Genomic DNA, 16,462 nt, shown 5'->3' with positions numbered 1-16,462 from the left:
GCACCAATCCTAGGCGCGGCAGCCCGCCCCTAGGATGCTCGGGTGAGTCGGACGTCGGTGCAGCAGCCCATCGTGGCCGGAGTGGTCGCCGCACTGGTCGGGTTCACGTCGTCGTTCGCCGTCGTGCTCGCCGGCCTCACGTCCGTCGGCGCCACTGACGCCGAGGCTGCCAGCGGCCTGCTCGCGCTGTGCCTCGTCTTCGGGCTCCTCATGGTGGTGCTCTCGCTCTGGACCCGCATGCCTCTCACGCTCGCCTGGTCCACCCCCGGCGCTGCCCTCCTCGTGACCACGGGACCGGTCGACGGCGGATGGCCTGCCGCCGTGGGCGCCTTCATCGTCACGGGCGTCCTGCTGGCCGCCACGGGCGCCGTGCCCTGGCTGGGTCGGCTCATCGGCCGCATCCCCGTGCACATCGCACAGGCGATGCTCGCCGGAGTGCTGCTCGGCCTGTGCCTCGAGCCGTTCACCGCGCTGCAGGACCATCCGTGGATCGTCGGCCCCGTGGTCGCGGCGTGGCTGCTCGCCACGCGGCTCGCACCGCGCTGGGCGGTGCCCGTCGCCCTGGTGGTGGCGCTCGTGGGCATCGCTGCGTATCTGCACGACAGCGGACGGTCCGTCGCCTGGTCCGAGGCCGTCCCCTCCCCCGTCTGGACCACGCCGACGTTCACGTGGGCCGCCCTCGTGGGCATCGCCCTCCCGCTGACCGTCGTCACGGTCACGTCGCAGAACATCCCCGGCGTGGCCGTCATGCGCTCCTTCGGGTTCGAGCTGCCCTGGACGCGCTCGGTCGTGGCGACCGGACTGGGCACCGTGGCGGCCGCACCCTTCGGCGGTCACGCCATGAACCTGGCGGCCATCTCGGCCTCCCTCGCGGCAGGCGACGAGGCGGGGCCGCGGGAGCGGCGCTGGGTCGCGGCGCTGACCACCGGGCTGGTCTATCTGCCCCTCGGGCTCGGGTCGGGGCTCTTCGTCGTCCTCACCACGGCGGCGCCCGAGGGCGTGATCCCGGCCGTCGCGGGGCTCGCGCTGCTCGCGACGTTCGCGACCTCCGTGGCCAGCTCGCTCGCCGAGGTGCGGTTCCGCACGAGCGCGGTCGTCACGTTCCTCGTCGCTGCGTCGGGCCTCCAGGTGCTGGGGGTCGGCGGGGCGTTCTGGGCCCTCGTGCTGGGCATCGCGGTCCACCTCGGCCTGGAGCGGAAGGCAGCCTGATGGCGAGGAAGAAGTCCGGCGGAGCCACTCCCGCCTTCGCCCACCTCGTGCGTGAGGAGGTGGCCTTCACGGAGCGGTCGTACGAGCACGACCCTCGCGCCGGCTCCTACGGCCTCGAGGCCGCTGAGGCTCTCGGGGTGGAGCCCGCCCGGGTCCTCAAGACGCTCCTGGCCGACGTCGACGGCGAGCTGTGCGTCGGCATCGTCCCCGTGGACGCGCAGCTGGACCTGAAGGCGCTCGCCTCCGCGCTCGGCGCCAAGAAGGCCGGCATGGCCGACGCGGCACGTGCCGAGCGCGCGACCGGCTACGTGGTGGGCGGGATCTCGCCGCTGGGGCAGAAGAAGAGGCATCGCACCGTGCTCGACGCCTCGGCCCTGGCGTGGGACACCGTGCTGGTGTCCGCGGGGCGCCGAGGACTGGAGGCCGAGCTGGCTCCGGCCGACCTCGTACGTCTCACCGAGGCGGTCGTGCAGTCGATCGCAGCCCGCTGAGGTAGGTCACGACGAGGAGCGCCAGGAGCGCCCCGGCCGGCCACGCGAGGAAGGGTGCGAGCGTGTCGACCTGCAGTGCCGACGGCACCTCGTCGCCGACGGACAGACCGCGCACCGAGGCCGCCGTGGGGTCGCTGGGTCCCCACCAGGTGCCGAGCCTCCAGGCGACCCCTCCGGCCGCGAGCGTGGCCACGACGAACCACGGCACGAGGGCCCAGCCCAGTCGGTTCATGACCACGGCCACGACACCGCCCCACACCAGGCTCACGAGGGCGCCGACGGCCATGAACGCGGCCACGACCTGGAACTGGCCCCGGATGGCCTCCTCGGTGAGCACGGCGCCACGCTCGGTGACGACGTAGGCCGAAGGCTCGGCCACCGCCTTCCAGAGCAGCGCAGCCACCACGCCGAGGGCGAGCAGCAGGAGCGTCCAGAGGAGGAGGCCGATCAGGGGTCGACGCACGACGGGGCCCTTCGGGTGGGTGCGGGAGGGCTCGGTGACGGTCAGGCCAGACAACTCGGCCCCAGGAGCTCCTTGAGGTCGGCGATGAGCGACGACGACGGCTTCACGCGGTACTGGTCGTCGAGCCGCCAGACCTTGGTGCCGCTCGTGCTCACGAGCCGCAGGTGCACCTCGGTCATGCCGGGGTGGGTGCCGAGCACCTGCTTGAACTGTCCGATGGTGTCGGTGGTGCAGCGGGCCACGGGGAGCGTGACGACCACCGGTGCCTCGGCGCCGCCGCTGCTCATGGCCGGCATGGTGACCTCCATGGCGTTGAGGTCGACGCCGTCGTCGGTGCGACGGACGCGGCCCTTCACCACGACGATGGCGTCGGGCAGCAGCACGGAGGAGGCCAGCTGGAAGGCGGCCGGGAAGACCATGACGTCGACCGAGCCCTCGAGGTCCTCGATCGTGACGAGCGCCCAGGTGTCGCCCTTCTTGCTCATGCGGCGCGAGACAGCCGTGATGAGACCGCAGATCCGTACCGTGCTGCCGTCGGCCCGCTCGGTGTCGGTGAGGAGCTGGCCCACGGTGCAGTCGCTGCTGGCCTTCAGGACGTGCTCGAGACCGAGGAGCGGGTGGTCCGAGACGTACAGGCCCAGCATGTCGCGCTCGAAGGCGAGGAGCTGCGTCTTCTCCCACTCCGGCAGCTCAGGGACGGTGATGGCCAGACCGGTGACCGAGTCGTCCATCCCGCCGAACAGCGAGTCCTGGCCGATGGCCGCGTTGCGCTTGAGGTCGATGTACTGGTCGACGGCGTCGTCGGCGATCGTGGTGAGGGCGCGGCGGCCGTGGCCGAGGGAGTCGAAGGCACCGGCGCGGATGAGCGAGTCGAGCACGCGCTTGTTGCACACGTGGACCGGGACCTTGTCGAGGAAGTCGGCGAAGTCGGTGTACGGGCCGCCCTCCTCGCGTCCCTCGACGATGCCGGCGACCACGTGGTCGCCGATGTTGCGGACGGCCGAGAGTCCGAAGCGGATGTCCTCGTCGACCGAGGCGAAGGTGCCGATGGAGTCGTTGACGTCGGGCGGCAGCACCTGGATGCCGAGCCGGCGACACTCGTTGAGGTAGATCGCCGACTTGTCCTTGTCGCCCTTGACGCTCGTGAGCAGCGCGGCCATGTACTCGGCCGGGTAGTGGGCCTTGAGGAAAGCGGTCCAGTACGAGATGACGCCGTAGGCCGCCGAGTGCGCCTTGTTGAAGGCGTAGTCGGCGAACGGGACGAGGATGTCCCACAGCGTCTTGACGGCCTGCTTGCTGAAGCCGCGCTCCATCATGCCGGCCTCGAAGCCGACGAACTCCAGCTCCAGGACCTCGCGCTTCTTCTTGCCCATGGCCCGACGCAGGTTGTCGGCCTGTCCGAGGGTGAACCCGGCCAGCTCCTGCGCGATGGTCATGACCTGCTCCTGATAGACGATCAGGCCGTACGTGGTGCCGAGGATGGGCTTGAGCGCCTCGGTGAGCTCGGGGTGGATGTAGTCGACGGGCTGCTTGCCGGTCTTGCGCAGGGCGTAGTTGGTGTGGCTGTTGGCACCCATGGGACCCGGGCGGTACAGCGCGATGACGGCCGAGATGTCCTCGAAGTTGTCGGGCTGCATGAGGCGCAGGAGCGAACGCATGGGTCCACCGTCGAGCTGGAACACGCCGAGCGTGTCGCCGCGACCGAGGAGGTCGTAGGCGCCCTGGTCGGTGAACTCCAGGTCCTCGAGCACGAGGTCGATGCCGCGGTTGGACTTGATGTTGGCCAGCGCGTCGTCGATGACCGTGAGGTTGCGCAGGCCCAGGAAGTCCATCTTGACCAGCCCGAGCGACTCGCACATCGGGTAGTCGAACTGCGTGATGATGGCGCCGTCCTGCTCGCGCTTCATGATGGGGACGATGTCGATGAGCGGCTCGCTGCTCATGATCACGCCGGCCGCGTGGACGCCCCAGCCGCGGATCTGGCCCTCGAGACCGAGGGCGGTCTCGTAGACCTTGCGCACCTCGGCGTCGTCGGCGTGCATGTCGCGGAAGTCGCGTCCGTCGTTGTAGCGGCTGTGCTTCTCGTTGAAGAGGTCGGTGAGACCGACGCCCTTGCCCATGACGTCGGCGGGCAGCGCCTTGGTGATCTTCTCGCCCATGGCGAACGGGTAGTCGAGCACCCGGCTCGCGTCCTTGATGGCGGCCTTGGACTTGATGCGTCCGAAGGTGGCGATCATGGCGACGCGGTCGGAGCCGTACTTCTCGCTCACGTAGCGGATGACCTCGGCGCGGCGGCGATCATCGAAGTCGATGTCGAAGTCGGGCATGGAGGGGCGCTCGGGGTTGAGGAACCGCTCGAAGATGAGGCCGTGCGTGAGCGGGCAGAGATCGGTGATGCGCAGGGCGTACGCGGCGATGGAGCCGGCGCCTGATCCACGACCCGGACCGACCCGGATGCCGTTGTCCTTGGCCCAGTTGATGAAGTCGGCGACCACGAGGTAGTAGCCGCAGTAGCCCTTGGTGCGGACGACGTCGAGCTCCATCTCGACGCGGTCGCGGACGTCCTGGGTGAGCTTGTCCCCGGGGTAGCGGGCCTCGATGCCGCGCCACACCTCCTCGACGAACCAGGTCTCCTCGGTGTGACCGGCCGGGACGTCGGCCCGGGCCATGTAGCCGCCGTTGGACTCGGTGAACTCGACCTCGCACCGCTCGGCGATGAGGAGCGTGTTGTCGCACGCCTCCTTCATGTCGAAGCGGTCCTCCCAGAGCTCGCGCATCTCCTGGGCGGACTTGATGTAGTACCCGGCCCCGTCGAACGCGAACCGCTTGCCGCCCTGGGCGTAGGTGGGCTCGGTGAGGCGGCTGCCCGAGTTGACGCACAGCAGGGCCTCCTGGGCCGCGGCGTCCTCGGGGTTGTTGTAGTGCGAGTCGTTGGTGGCGATGGGAGCGATGCCGAGCTCGCGGCCGAGCCGCAGGAGGTCGTCGCGCACGACCTTCTCGATGGAGAGGCCGTGGTCCATGAGCTCGAGGAAGAAGTTCTCCTTGCCGAAGATGTCCTGGAACTCTGCGGCGGCTGCCCGGGCCTCGTCGTACTGGCCGAGCCGGAGGCGGGTCTGGATCTCCCCGGACGGACATCCCGTGGTGGCGATGAGGCCCTTGCTGTACTGGTTCAGGAGCTCGCGGTCGGCCCGGGGCTTGCGGTAGTAGCCCTCCAGGCTGGAGCGCGAGGACAGCCGGAAGAGGTTGTGCATGCCCTCGGTGCTCGAGGCGAACATGGTCATGTGCGTGTACGCGCCGCCGCCGGAGACGTCGTTGCCGCCCTCCTCCTCGCTGTCGCCCTTGCCCCAGCGGACCTTGCGGCGCTCGCTGCGGTGGGTGCCGGGCGTGAGGTAGGCCTCCATGCCGATGATCGGCTTGACGCCGTGCTTCTTGGCCTTGGAGTAGAAGTCGTAGGCGCCGTGCACGTTGCCGTGGTCGGTCATGGCGATGGCCGGCATCTCGAGGGAGGAGGTGCGCTCGAACAACCCGTCCAGGAGGGAGGCGCCGTCGAGCATCGAGTACTCGGTGTGCACGTGCAGGTGCACGAAGGACGAGTCGCTCGGCATGGTGTGGCGGCCTCCAAGACACGTCGAAAGAACCCTCGCGGGCAGGTCATCGGGGAAGAGGACCAGCCTACGTCAGCGCGATGACAGATCGGACCGGGCTCGCCGCCGCAGTGGTGGAGACAGGCGACCCGTGATAGAAAATTCCCACCACGCGCGCGAACCTGGGGGAAACATGACGATGCACGCCACCGCATGGGCCACGGGGCCGATCGGTCCTGAGACGATCGCCCTTCCCGGCGAGACACAGCAGCTCCGCAACGCGGTGCAGGGCATCCGCGGGCTCTGCCGCCAGGTGGAGCAGGCCGCCAACCAGCTCAAGCAGGCCAACCCGCCCGAGGGCCAGAACGGGAAGGCCGTCACGGCGCTCTCCCGGGCCGCCCAGCGCACCGGCCGCCAGCTGGAGGCCGACTCCCAGCAGCTCGAGCGGCTCGGCGACGCCATCGACCACGCCTCCGACGTCCTGGGCAACGCCCAGCAGGGGGTCGACGACCTCAAGCGCCGTTGGCGCGACGCCCGCGAGACGTTCCGCGACGCGCTCCACGGGGCCAAGAACGCACCCAAGGACGTGGGCGCCCTCATCCACAGCGTCGACGCCGACGTCTCCGACGGCCACGGCGCGCAGTTCAAGCGCCAGGCCGGCCTGCAGTTCACCTCGGTGGGCCAGGGGCAGGCCCACGCCATGCTCGTCCAGGACGGCAGCAAGATCGAGCACGCCATCACGGCGTACCGCCACGCGGCCCGCAGCATCGTCGACGAGTACTCCGACCTCATGCAGAAGGTCAAGAACGCCGACGAGAAGCTGGCCGAGAAGCTCCCCCGCCAGCGCGACCACGCCACGGCCGAGGCCCAGGAGATGAACGGCCACGAGGGCGGCGGCAACGACCACCAGGGCATCTCAGCGCCCGCCGGCATCCGCTCGGTGGCCGAGGAGATCCACGCCGCCGCGCAGACCATCGACCAGGCCGCGCACCGCCTCGAGGACATCCGCCTGGCCATCCGGGCCGGCCGCATGCTCCCCGAGGACGAGCGCGTGGGCAGCAACGACGGCTTCAAGCGCGACTGGGACGAGCACTTCGACAAGGTCCGCCACCAGCTCAACGGCGCCCGGCGCGCCGCCGACCACGTGGCCGACCGGCTCCGGGACGCCGACGAGAACGGCGCCGCCGACATCCGCCAGGCGCTGCGCGACGACTGAGGCGCCACCTGAGGACGAACGACGAGGGGCTGTGGTCGCGATCGCGACCACAGCCCCTCGTCGTTGTTGACCGACCTACTTCAGGCTGGCCTTCTGGTACTGGCGGACCGAGAGCGGGACGAAGACCGCGAGGATCAGCACGATCCACAGCAACGTGTAGAGCACGGGGTGCTGAAGGCTCCACGCGTCGGGGACGGGCTGACCGTCGGGCAGGTTGCCGAAGAGGTCGCGGACGGCCTGCGTGAGCGCGGAGACAGGATTCCACTCCACGACCTTCTGCAGCCCGTTCGGGAACGACTCCGTGGGCACGAAGGCGTTGGAGACGAACGTGAGCGGCATGATCACCAGGAACGACGCGTTGTTGATGACGTCGACGCTGGGGACGGAGAGGCCGACCCAGGCCATGACCCAGCTGATGGCGTAGGCGAAGACGAGCAGCAGCAGGAACGCGCTGAGGGTGTCGAGGATCGATCCGTGCGCACGCCAGCCGACGAGCAGTCCGGTGAGCGCCATGATCACGAGCGAGACCACGTTGTAGACGATGTCGCTGCCCGTGCGTCCCACCAGGACGGCCGAGCGCGCCATGGGCAACGACCGGAACCGGTCGATGAATCCCTTCTGCATGTCCTCGGCCAGGCTCGCACCCGTGAACGTGGCGCCGAAGACGACAGTCTGGGCGAAGATCCCGCCGATCAGGAACTCCTTGTAGTCCAGGCCGGGACCGGCGTCGATGGCGCCACCGAAGACGTACGCGAACAGCAGCACGAACATGATGGGCGAGAGCAGGACGAAGACCATGATCTCCGGCACGCGCTTGATCTTGATGAGGTTGCGCTTGGCGACGACCCAGCCGTCGACCAGGGTGCGCACGGGGCTGGCCACGCTCATGCGGAGACCTCCTGGGTGGTGGTGTCGGGGGTGGACTCGGCGTCGTCGGCCTCATGGCCGGTGAGCTCGAGGAAGACGTCGTCGAGGGTGGGTCGGCGCAGGCCGACGTCGAGGACCTCGATGCCCGCCCCTCGCACCTCGCTCAGGACGCTCAGGAGCTGGTCGGCCCCGTTGCCGGAGACGGCTGCCGACGCGGACCGCTCCCCCTGGATCACGTCGCCGCTCGCGACCTTGCCCAGGATGCTGACGACCTCGCCGATGCGGCCGGGGTCTGCGGCGACGACCTCGATGCGGTCGCCGCCCACCTGCGACTTGAGCTCGTCGGCCGTGCCGCGCGCGATGGCCTGGCCCCGGTCGATGACGACGATGTCGTCGGCGAGGAGGTCGGCCTCCTCCAGGTACTGGGTGGTGAGCAGCAGGGTGGCGCCGGAGCTCACGAGGTCCTGGATGACGCCCCACATCTGCTGGCGGCTGCGCGGGTCGAGGCCCGTGGTGGGCTCGTCGAGGATGATGACGGGCGGCTCGGCCACGAGCGCACCGGCGAGGTCGAGACGGCGGCGCATGCCTCCGGAGTAGGTCTTGGAGGGCCGGTCGGCGGCGTCCGCGAGGCCGAAGCGCTCGAGCAGCTCACGGGCCCGCGCCTTGGCCTTGGACTTGGGGAAGCCGTAGAGGCGCCCCACCATCTCGAGGTTCTCGTACCCCGTGAGGTGCTCGTCGACCGCGGCGTACTGGCCGGAGAGACCGATCTTGGACCGCACCCCCGTGGGGTCCTTCAGGACGTCGACCCCGGCCACCTCGACGGACCCGGAGTCCGGCGCAAGGAGCGTGGTGAGGATGCGGACGGCGGTGGTCTTGCCGGCGCCGTTGGGGCCCAGCAGGCCCAGCACGGTGCCCTCGGGCACGACGAGGTCGAGCCCGTCGAGCGCCGTGACCCCCTTGTACTTCTTCACGAGGCCGTGGGCCTTGATCATGTCGGTCATCGTTGAGACTTCTTCCACTCAGGAACACTCACGACGACATCCTGCCTCACCCGACCGACACTTTTCGATCATCCGAGGGTCTAGTCGTCCTTCTTCGAGGAGCCGAGCCCGAACAGCCCGACGTCGTAGCGCTGGTCCTTGGGAGGCTTGCGGGTGGCCGACGGGCCGTAGGCGTAGTCCCAGGAGTAGTCCGAGTGGACCAGCGCGACGCCGCCCTTGAACGGGACGGTCTCCGGACTGGTCTGGAGACCGTTGCGAGCCTTGGCCGGGACCTTCCAGCGGCCGGTGATCTTGCCGTCGGACGCCTTCAGGGTCATGAGCTCCACGCTCGTGTCGTTGGCCAGCGTGACGAGGACCGTCTTGCCGCCGTCCATGAGCTGGAACGTGGGTGAGGCCGAGGCGGCCTGCCCCCGCTCACGCTCGAGCGAGGCCATGATGGAGCTGGTGTCGGTGGCCCACAGCGCCTTCTTGTCCTTCAGCGAGTAGCGCACGACGCCCTTGCTCTGCGGAAGCACCACGGACCCGTCGTCGAACCCGGCCGTGACGTAGCCGGCGGAGCTCGTGGCCGTGAGCGAGAACTTCTTCAGGTCGTCGGCCAGGTAGTCGCGCAGCACCTTGCCGGTGGTGGCAGCGACCTTGCCCGTGGCCGGGTCGAGCTGCACCAGGACGTCGCGCACCTTGGCGTCCGTGTCGGACACGTCACCGTACGTGGTGGACATCCACAGCGGGTTGCCCCGCCAGGAGGTGACCGTGTTCCTGGGGTCGACCGAGCCGAAGATGCGGGAGGCCGTGGTGGACCACACCGGGTCGAGATCGGGCAGGCGGTAGGCGTCGACCGTCCAGTCCTTGCCGCCCTTGATGCTCGAGGTGGTGACCACGAGGTCGGGGTCCTCCGGGGTGGTCTCCCAGGTGTAGACGGGGTTCTTGATCCTGGCCTTCTGGGCCAGCTTCCCGTCCTTCCAGCTGCTCACGACGCCCTTGGCGTCGATGACGAGCACGGCACCGTCGTGCACCCGGACGCTGCTCCACTGGCGCTCCTTGCTGGGAGCGCTCGCGCGAGCCAGGATCTTGCCGCTGGAGGCGTCGTAGCGGATGGCCTCCGAGCAGGGCTTGCCCTCGCCCGGACGCACCGCGACCGTGAACGTCTTGACGCTCTTGTCGGGCGTGGGCGCAGCGCACACGCGCGCAGCAGGGTCGTCGGCGACGGTGGAGGACCAGAGCTTCTTGCCCTTCGTGCTGAAGGCCGTGAGGACGTTCTGGCCGTAGGCGACCACCTCGGACCCGGTCGTGAACGCGCCGGCCCCGCGATCGACCTCGGGGTCCGTGGTCTTGAGGCCCGCGAGGGCGGTGGCCTCCGTGTCGGTGGGACCGGCGGTCGCGACGACACCGGCCTTGGCCTTCTGGGGCTTCGGGAACGTGAAGACACCGATGTCGTAGCGGTCGCCCTCGGGCTCCTTGACGTCCTTGTAGTCGGCGAACTCGAACTCCCAGCGCTCGAAGTTGCGGGTGAGCACGACCCCGTCGCCGAAGAGCGTGAGTCCTGGCTGCACCTGGAAGCCGTTGCGGTACTCCTCGGGCACGGCCCAGCGGCCGACCAGCTTGCCGGTCTTGACGTTCACGGCCACGACCTCGGCCTCGGTGTTGTTGCTGACCGAGGCCACGAGGTAGCCGTCCTTCGTGACGCCCTGGGGCAGCACGTCGGTGAGGGGGTACTCCTGGTCCGACTTGAGCTCGAGCTGGCCGAGGTCCAGGTCCCACAGCATCTTCTTGTCGGCGAGGGAGTAGCGCGAGATGCCGCTGGCCTGCGCGAAGACCATGTCGCCGTCGGGGAGGCCGAGGGTCGTGTCGAGGTGCAGGGCAGCACTCGCCACGTCGAGCTGACCGGCCGGGGTGGGCCCCTCGTTCTGGGTGGGGCCATCGGCGCGACCCAGGACCTTGCCGGTCTTCGGGTCGACCTGGGTGAGGTACTGACGTGTACCCACCTGCTGGGCCAGCCAGGAGGGGTTGCCCTTCGCGGCCGAGATGACGCAGTCCTGCTTGGCCTCGGGGAAGAGCGTGGCGTTGTCCTGCGTCCAGATGGGCTCGAACGAGGGCAGCTCGTAGGCGTCGACCATGCAGGTGGGGTTGCTGCCGAGCCGCGACCCGATGAGCACGTCCTTCCCCGGGGTGGGGAGCAGGCCGAAGTACGAGTCGGCCTTGAGCTTGGCGACGGGGTCGGGCTGGCCGTCCTTCTTCATGACCCACACGACGCCGCGCATGTCGACGAGGTAGTCCTTGCCCTTGACCGTGAACAGGTGGTTGACGCTGCCGCCGGCGCCCTCGCCCTGGAACTGCACCATGCCGTTGAGACGGTCGGACTTCTTCAGGACCTTGCCGTCGGAGACCCGGATGGTGGCCACGTCCGAGCAGAAGCCCGACTCGCCGTAGACGACGGTGAGCTGCTTGACGGCACGGTCGGGCTGGGAGGTGAAGCACACGGTGCCGCCGCCGAGATCGAGCTTGGCGGTCCAGAGCTTCTCCCCCGACCTCAGGTCGTAGCCGGACACGTTGTCGACCGAGTAGCCGACGACCTTGGAACCGCTCACGAAGGCACCGGAACGGCGGTCGACCTGGGCGGTGTCGAGTGCGCCGGCCTGCTCCTCGAGGTCGTCGGTGGAGGCCAGCAGGACCTTGGCCTCCAGGGCCGGGCCGGTGGCCGGACCGCGGGCCGAGGGCGCCTTGGGCGGAAGAGGCAACGACGGGCCGTCGGCCTTCTTGTCGTCGCCACCACCCGTGCAGGCGGTGAGGACGAGGGTGGCTGCGACGAGGGCAGCGGCGACGCGCCTCATGCGCGCAGCCACTTCTTGGTGGCGGCCAGCAGGTCCTTCTCGGAGCGGCCCAGCTTCCGGGCGGCCTCCTGGCGGGACTGGTTGCCGTAGAAGGTGGACGCGACCTCGTACACGGCGTCGCGACCTCCCGTGTCCTCGAGGTAGGCGAAGACCGCTCCCCCGGACTTGTAGGCGATCGTCTCGACCGACGGGTCGTGGAACGCCTCGTACTCCTTCGGTGCGACCTTCTCGAACCGGCTCCAGCCCGAGCGGATCAGGCCGCCGTGCTCGGCCAGGAGGGCGTCCTTGCCGTACTCGCCCCACGTGGCCAGGCCCTCGATGACCCAGATGGGCGGCGAGCCGTCTCCCCACTGGTCGGCCAGCACGTGGACCGCCTCGTGCGTGGTGACGCGCGGGAAGTCGGAGCGCGTGAAGGAGCCTTCGTGCAGTCCCACACGGCCCGTGCCGAGCGGCACGCCCTTGGCCGTGGAGGGCTTCTTCTGGCCGGCGGCCAGCTCCTGCGGGTCGAGGAAGGGGTGCCGGTACGCGTGGGCGTCGGCCTCGCTCGTGCCGACCCCGCCCCACAGCTTGCCGTCGACGGCCTTCCAGGTGAGTGCGTAGAAGACCTTCGTGACGCCTCCCGGATCGGGCATGGTGTCGAAGGCGCGCTTGGCGCCGGCGTCGATCGTGGCGGCGTACCGCTTGGCCTTGGCGGCGTCCTGCAGCCGGAAGCCCACGATGGAGTGCTTGCCCTCGATGACGTCGACGTCGGCGACGTCCCAGAACGAGGGGTCGAAGTAGGAGTCGGCGTCGCCGATGCGCAGGAGCTCCAGGGGTGCGTCCTCGGTCTTCTTGCGGAAGTCGGCGCGATAGCTCTCGACGACGTCCTGTCCGTCGCAGTCCTTGATGCGGTGCGAGAACACGAGGTTGCCGCTGTACTCGACCTTGCCGCCGGCCCCGTTGCGCGTGCGGCCGCTGGGGACGCCGACGTACCACTCACCGTCGACGACGCCCATGCGATCGAAGTTCTCGTACCGCCGGGTCCACCGCTTGCGGACGTCATCGAGCGAGTAGTCCTCGGCGTCGATGACACCGACGAGCTGCTCGACGTCGCGAGTCTTGAACGCGGCGTTGAGCTTCTTGCGCAGGGCCGCCGTGTCGGCCGGCGTGACGACGTTGCCGGCCTCGGGCTTGACGATGTTGGGGCCCTTGGTGGCGGTGGCCTCGGGCGAGCCGCCCTTGCCTCCGCCGCAAGCCGTGAGTGCGAGTGCTGCCGTGCCGGCCAGCAGCGTCCTGCGGTCGATCGTTCCCATGATTCCCCCGAGTCCATGCCTGATGGACCGAAAGAGTAGCCGCACTCGACGACGTCGGCGCGTCGGCCCGCCCGAGCGCCGCCGATCAGTCCTGGCGGTACGTGCTCAAGAACCCGCCGAGACGCTGGATGGCGTCGGAGAGGTCCCTCGCCCACGGCAGGGTGACGATGCGCAGGTGGTCGGTCGACGGCCAGTTGAACCCGGTCCCCTGCGTGATGAGGATCTTCTCCTGCAGGAGGAGGTCGAGCACCAGCTTCTGGTCGTCCTTGATCGGGTACACCTCGGGGTCCAGGCGCGGGAACGCGTACAGCGCGCCCCGGGGCGCCACGACGCTCACCCCCGGGATCTTGCGCAGCTCGGACACCGCGGTGTCGCGCTGCTCGAGCAGCCGTCCGCCGGGCAGGATGAGGTCCTTGATGCTCTGGAAGCCGCCGAGCGCGACCTGGATGGCGTTCTGGGCCGGGACGTTGGGACACAGCCGCATGGAGCACAGCAGCGTGATGCCCTCGAGGTAGTCCTGGGCACCTTCCAGCGGGCCCGTGACCACGAGCCACGCGGCCCGGTAGCCGCACACCCGATAGGCCTTGGACAGGCCGTTGAACGTGAGCGTCAGGACGTCGGGAGCCACGCTCGCGAGCGGGACGTGCACGGCGTCGTCGTAGAGGATCTTGTCGTAGATCTCGTCGGCCATGAGGATCAGGTCGTGCTTGCGAGCCAGGTCGGCGATGCCCTGCAGCGTCTCGCGCGAGTACACGGCGCCGGTGGGGTTGTTGGGGTTGATCACGACGATGACGCGCGTGCGGTCCGTGATCTGCGCCTCGAGGTGCTCGAGGTCGGGGTTCCACCCGTTGTCCTCGTCGCACCGGTAGTGCACCGGGACACCACCGGCCAGGTTGGTGACCGCCGTCCAGAGCGGGTAGTCCGGTGCGGGGATCAGCACCTCGTCGCCGTTGTCGAGCAGCGCCTGGAGCGCGATCTGGATGAGCTCGGAGACCCCGTTGCCGATCCAGACGTCGTCGATGTCGATGTCGGGGAAGCCGTCCTGCAGCTGGTAGTGGTGCACGACCGCGCGGCGGGCGGACTGGATGCCGCGCGAGTCGGAGTAGCCGGCCGAGCCCGGCAGGCCGGCGATGACGTCCTGCAGGATCTCGGCGGGAGCGTCGAAGCCGAAGGGCTGCGGGTTGCCGATGTTGAGCTTGAGGATCCGGTGACCCTCGGCCTCGAGCTGGGCGGCTCGTGCGCTGACCGGTCCTCGGATGTCGTAGAGGACGTCTCTCAGCTTCTCGCTCTGGCGCACGGTGGACATGCCCCCATCTTTCCAGAAGCCCCCCGGCGGGAGTGCCGGGCCACGGGCGACGGACGGCGCAGCTCAGTCGAGGGCGCGGACGACGTCGAGGGCGCTCTGGAGGTCGTCGGGGTACGGGCTCTCGAACTCGACGTACTCGCCGGTGCGCGGGTGGGCGAAGCCCAGGCGCACTGCGTGGAGCCACTGTCGTTCGAGCCCCACCCGCTGGGCGAGCGTGGGGTCGGCGCCGTACTGCAGGTCGCCGACGCAGGGGTGGTGCAGTGCGCTCATGTGCACGCGGATCTGGTGGGTGCGGCCGGTCTCGAGCTTGATGGTGAGCAGGGAGGCGTAGCGGTGAGCCTCGAGCGTGTCGTAGTGCGTGACGCTGGGCCGGCCGTCGGAGCGCACCGTGAACTTGAAGTCGTGCTTGGGGTGCCGCGCGATGGGGGCGTCGATCGTGCCGACGCTCGGGTCGGGGTGGCCCTGCACGAGCGAGTGGTAGGTCTTGTCGACGGTGCGGTCGCGGAAGGCCTGCTTGAGCACGCTGTAGGCCTGCTCGGACTTGGCCACCGTCATGAGGCCGCTCGTGCCGACGTCGAGACGCTGCACGATCCCCTGGCGCTCGGAGGCGCCCGAGGTGGAGATGCGGACGCCGGCGCCGGCGAGATGGCCCACGACCGTGGGGCCGGTCCACCCGACGCTCGGGTGCGCGGCCACGCCGACAGGCTTGTCGACCACGACGAAGTCGTCGTCCTCGAACACGACGCGCATGCCCTCGACCTCCTCGGCGACCACGACGGCCTGCCGGGGGGCGGGGATGGAGGCCTCGAGCATCGAGCCGGGCTCGACGCGCTCGGACTTCTGCGGCACACGGCCGTCGAGCTCCACGAGCCCCGCGGCCACGAGCTCGGCGGCCCGCGTGCGGGACAGGCCGAGCAGGCGCGACAGGGCGGCGTCGACGCGCTCCCCCGCCAGCCCCTCGGGGACGGAGAAGACCTTGCGCTCGAGGATCTCGGTCATGACGTCTCCTCCTCGCGCGTCCCGTCGAGGCTCACGCCGCGCCAGGTGCGCCAGATGATGAGGACCGCCGCGACGGTCAGGGCGATGTCGGCGACGTTGCCCACGAAGAAGCCGTTGTAGTCGATGAAGTCGACGACGTGACCGCGCAGCACGCCGGGCTCGCGCACGATGCGGTCGGTCAGGTTGCCCACGGCACCGCCGAGCAGCAGCGCGAGGGCGACGGTCCAGCCGACGTCGCGCAGGCGGCTGGCGGCCCGCGCCACGAAGACGCACACCACCACGGCCACGAGGCTCAGCACGACGGTCATGGACGCACCGAGGCCGAGGGCGGCGCCCGGGTTGCGCAAGAACGTGAGGCTCAGCAGGCCGTCGGGCAGCAGCTCGACGCGCTCACGCCCGGCCAGGCGCTCCACGGCGAGGACCTTGGTGACCTGGTCCGCGACGTAGACGATCACGGCGAGCAGGACGAACAGGCCGATCCGGGGTCGACCCAGCGACCCCGTGACCTCGTCGTCGCCGTCAGGGCTCAGCGACGCTCCTCGCGCTGCTTGCATGTCATGCACAGTGTCGCACGGGGGAAAGCCTGGAGCCGCATCTTGCCGATGGGCTCCCCGCAGGACTCGCAGGCGCCGTACGTGCCGTCGCCCAGGCGGCGCAGGGCACGCTCGGTCTGCTGCAGCAGCTCCTGCTGGTTGGCGGCGAGGGAGAGCTCGGCGTCGCGCTCGAGCCCCTTGGAGCCGACGTCGGCCTGGTCGTTGCCGGCGCCGTCGACGCCGTCACGCAACAGGTCCTGAAGCTCCTTGGCCGAGAGGTCGAGCTCCTTGCGGAGCCGGACGAGATCATCCTCCAGCTCGGCTCGGACGGCCTTGGTCTCGGCGGCGGTCCAGGGCTTCTCATCAGCCCGGACGGCCATGGTGGTCTTCGACATGCGAGAAAACTAGACCCGCGGGGGCACCCGTGCAAACGCGCACCGCCGCAAGGTTTCCTGAGAACTCGCGGTACTCTTGCGGCACAGCGTTCGAGCCGTCATCAGCGGCGAGCCTCCGGAAGAACAGGACCCTCCCCGGGCCCCCAGTAGAACCGGACGGGCCGGCCCGTCACAGCCTGCATACGAGTGGTCACCGCCGAGTCATCGGCAGCGGCAACCGAGGTGGTACCGCGGTCCCTGTGGGGTCGTCCTCGACACGGACGACGACGCAGGAGCAC

Annotated in this window: 13 protein-coding genes; 3 read left to right on the top strand and 10 right to left on the bottom strand. The window is 69.7% G+C overall.

Features of this window, described 5'->3' with window-relative positions:
* The first annotated feature begins 42 nt into the window (after positions 1-42).
* Together ASD11_RS05435 and ybaK are read left to right on the top strand one after the other, a co-directional pair.
* The gene (locus ASD11_RS05435; RefSeq protein WP_056284314.1) at positions 43-1,209 is read left to right on the top strand and encodes a benzoate/H(+) symporter BenE family transporter; all 1,167 of its coding nucleotides are present in this window, start codon (positions 43-45) and stop codon (positions 1,207-1,209) included.
* Positions 1,209-1,700: a Cys-tRNA(Pro) deacylase gene (gene ybaK, locus ASD11_RS05430; protein WP_056284311.1), complete on the top strand. Its 492-nt coding sequence runs from the start codon at positions 1,209-1,211 to the stop codon at positions 1,698-1,700. The genes ASD11_RS05435 and ybaK overlap by 1 nt, the downstream gene beginning before the upstream one ends.
* On the opposite strand, the gene ASD11_RS05425 is transcribed toward ybaK, so the two are convergent.
* The gene (locus ASD11_RS05425; protein WP_156464605.1) at positions 1,663-2,163 is read right to left on the bottom strand and encodes a hypothetical protein; all 501 of its coding nucleotides are present in this window, start codon (positions 2,161-2,163) and stop codon (positions 1,663-1,665) included. The two genes, ybaK and ASD11_RS05425, sit on opposite strands and share 38 nt — an antisense overlap.
* A gap of 41 nt (positions 2,164-2,204) precedes the next feature.
* Positions 2,205-5,768, bottom strand: coding sequence for a DNA polymerase III subunit alpha (dnaE, locus tag ASD11_RS05420; protein ID WP_056284305.1), 3,564 nt, complete (start codon positions 5,766-5,768; stop codon positions 2,205-2,207).
* A 172-nt stretch (positions 5,769-5,940) separates the two neighbouring features.
* Here dnaE and ASD11_RS05415 point away from each other — a divergent pair, with 172 nt between their 5' ends.
* Complete coding sequence (locus ASD11_RS05415) at positions 5,941-6,963, top strand: hypothetical protein (protein ID WP_156464604.1); 1,023 nt, start codon at positions 5,941-5,943, stop codon at positions 6,961-6,963.
* 75 nt (positions 6,964-7,038) lie between these two features.
* Here ASD11_RS05415 and ASD11_RS05410 read toward each other — a convergent pair whose 3' ends face one another.
* From ASD11_RS05410 to ASD11_RS05375, 8 genes are all read right to left on the bottom strand, one after another.
* Complete coding sequence (locus tag ASD11_RS05410) at positions 7,039-7,851, bottom strand: ABC transporter permease (RefSeq protein WP_056284301.1); 813 nt, start codon at positions 7,849-7,851, stop codon at positions 7,039-7,041.
* Complete coding sequence (locus tag ASD11_RS05405; RefSeq protein WP_056284297.1) at positions 7,848-8,831, bottom strand: ATP-binding cassette domain-containing protein; 984 nt, start codon at positions 8,829-8,831, stop codon at positions 7,848-7,850. Before ASD11_RS05405 ends, ASD11_RS05410 begins: the two co-directional genes overlap by 4 nt.
* Positions 8,832-8,911: 80 nt before the next feature.
* Positions 8,912-11,659 (bottom strand): hypothetical protein, encoded by a 2,748-nt coding sequence (locus ASD11_RS05400; RefSeq protein WP_156464603.1) that lies wholly within the window; start codon positions 11,657-11,659, stop codon positions 8,912-8,914.
* Positions 11,656-12,951: a hypothetical protein gene (locus tag ASD11_RS05395; protein ID WP_056284291.1), complete on the bottom strand. Its 1,296-nt coding sequence runs from the start codon at positions 12,949-12,951 to the stop codon at positions 11,656-11,658. The genes ASD11_RS05400 and ASD11_RS05395 overlap by 4 nt, the downstream gene beginning before the upstream one ends.
* An 85-nt stretch (positions 12,952-13,036) precedes the next feature.
* Positions 13,037-14,257: a pyridoxal phosphate-dependent aminotransferase gene (locus ASD11_RS05390; RefSeq protein WP_056284288.1), complete on the bottom strand. Its 1,221-nt coding sequence runs from the start codon at positions 14,255-14,257 to the stop codon at positions 13,037-13,039.
* A gap of 63 nt (positions 14,258-14,320) precedes the next feature.
* Positions 14,321-15,256, bottom strand: a complete 936-nt coding sequence (locus tag ASD11_RS05385; RefSeq protein ID WP_056284284.1) for an RluA family pseudouridine synthase — start codon at positions 15,254-15,256, stop codon at positions 14,321-14,323.
* The gene (locus tag ASD11_RS05380; RefSeq protein ID WP_235503247.1) at positions 15,253-15,810 is read right to left on the bottom strand and encodes a signal peptidase II; all 558 of its coding nucleotides are present in this window, start codon (positions 15,808-15,810) and stop codon (positions 15,253-15,255) included. Before ASD11_RS05380 ends, ASD11_RS05385 begins: the two co-directional genes overlap by 4 nt.
* Positions 15,783-16,184 (bottom strand): TraR/DksA family transcriptional regulator, encoded by a 402-nt coding sequence (locus ASD11_RS05375; RefSeq protein ID WP_056284280.1) that lies wholly within the window; start codon positions 16,182-16,184, stop codon positions 15,783-15,785. The genes ASD11_RS05380 and ASD11_RS05375 overlap by 28 nt, the downstream gene beginning before the upstream one ends.
* Positions 16,185-16,462 lie beyond the last annotated feature (278 nt).

It is taken from the genome of Aeromicrobium sp. Root495, from assembly GCF_001426755.1.
Taxonomy (GTDB): Bacteria; Actinomycetota; Actinomycetes; order Propionibacteriales; family Nocardioidaceae; genus Aeromicrobium.
This window is presented reverse-complemented; position numbering and strand designations above follow the sequence as displayed.

Excerpts from the sequence above, each read along its gene's own strand:
- ybaK (WP_056284311.1), top strand. The coding sequence starts at position 1,209 with ATGGCGAGGAAGAAGTCCGGCGGAGCCACTCCCGCCTTCGCCCACCTC.
- dnaE (WP_056284305.1), bottom strand. The coding sequence starts at position 5,768 with ATGCCGAGCGACTCGTCCTTCGTGCACCTGCACGTGCACACCGAGTAC.
- ASD11_RS05415 (WP_156464604.1), top strand. The coding sequence starts at position 5,941 with ATGACGATGCACGCCACCGCATGGGCCACGGGGCCGATCGGTCCTGAG.
- ASD11_RS05410 (WP_056284301.1), bottom strand. The coding sequence starts at position 7,851 with ATGAGCGTGGCCAGCCCCGTGCGCACCCTGGTCGACGGCTGGGTCGTC.
- ASD11_RS05405 (WP_056284297.1), bottom strand. The coding sequence starts at position 8,831 with ATGACCGACATGATCAAGGCCCACGGCCTCGTGAAGAAGTACAAGGGG.
- ASD11_RS05400 (WP_156464603.1), bottom strand. The coding sequence starts at position 11,659 with ATGAGGCGCGTCGCCGCTGCCCTCGTCGCAGCCACCCTCGTCCTCACC.
- ASD11_RS05395 (WP_056284291.1), bottom strand. The coding sequence starts at position 12,951 with ATGGGAACGATCGACCGCAGGACGCTGCTGGCCGGCACGGCAGCACTC.
- ASD11_RS05390 (WP_056284288.1), bottom strand. The coding sequence starts at position 14,257 with ATGTCCACCGTGCGCCAGAGCGAGAAGCTGAGAGACGTCCTCTACGAC.
- ASD11_RS05385 (WP_056284284.1), bottom strand. The coding sequence starts at position 15,256 with ATGACCGAGATCCTCGAGCGCAAGGTCTTCTCCGTCCCCGAGGGGCTG.
- ASD11_RS05380 (WP_235503247.1), bottom strand. The coding sequence starts at position 15,810 with ATGCAAGCAGCGCGAGGAGCGTCGCTGAGCCCTGACGGCGACGACGAG.
- ASD11_RS05375 (WP_056284280.1), bottom strand. The coding sequence starts at position 16,184 with ATGTCGAAGACCACCATGGCCGTCCGGGCTGATGAGAAGCCCTGGACC.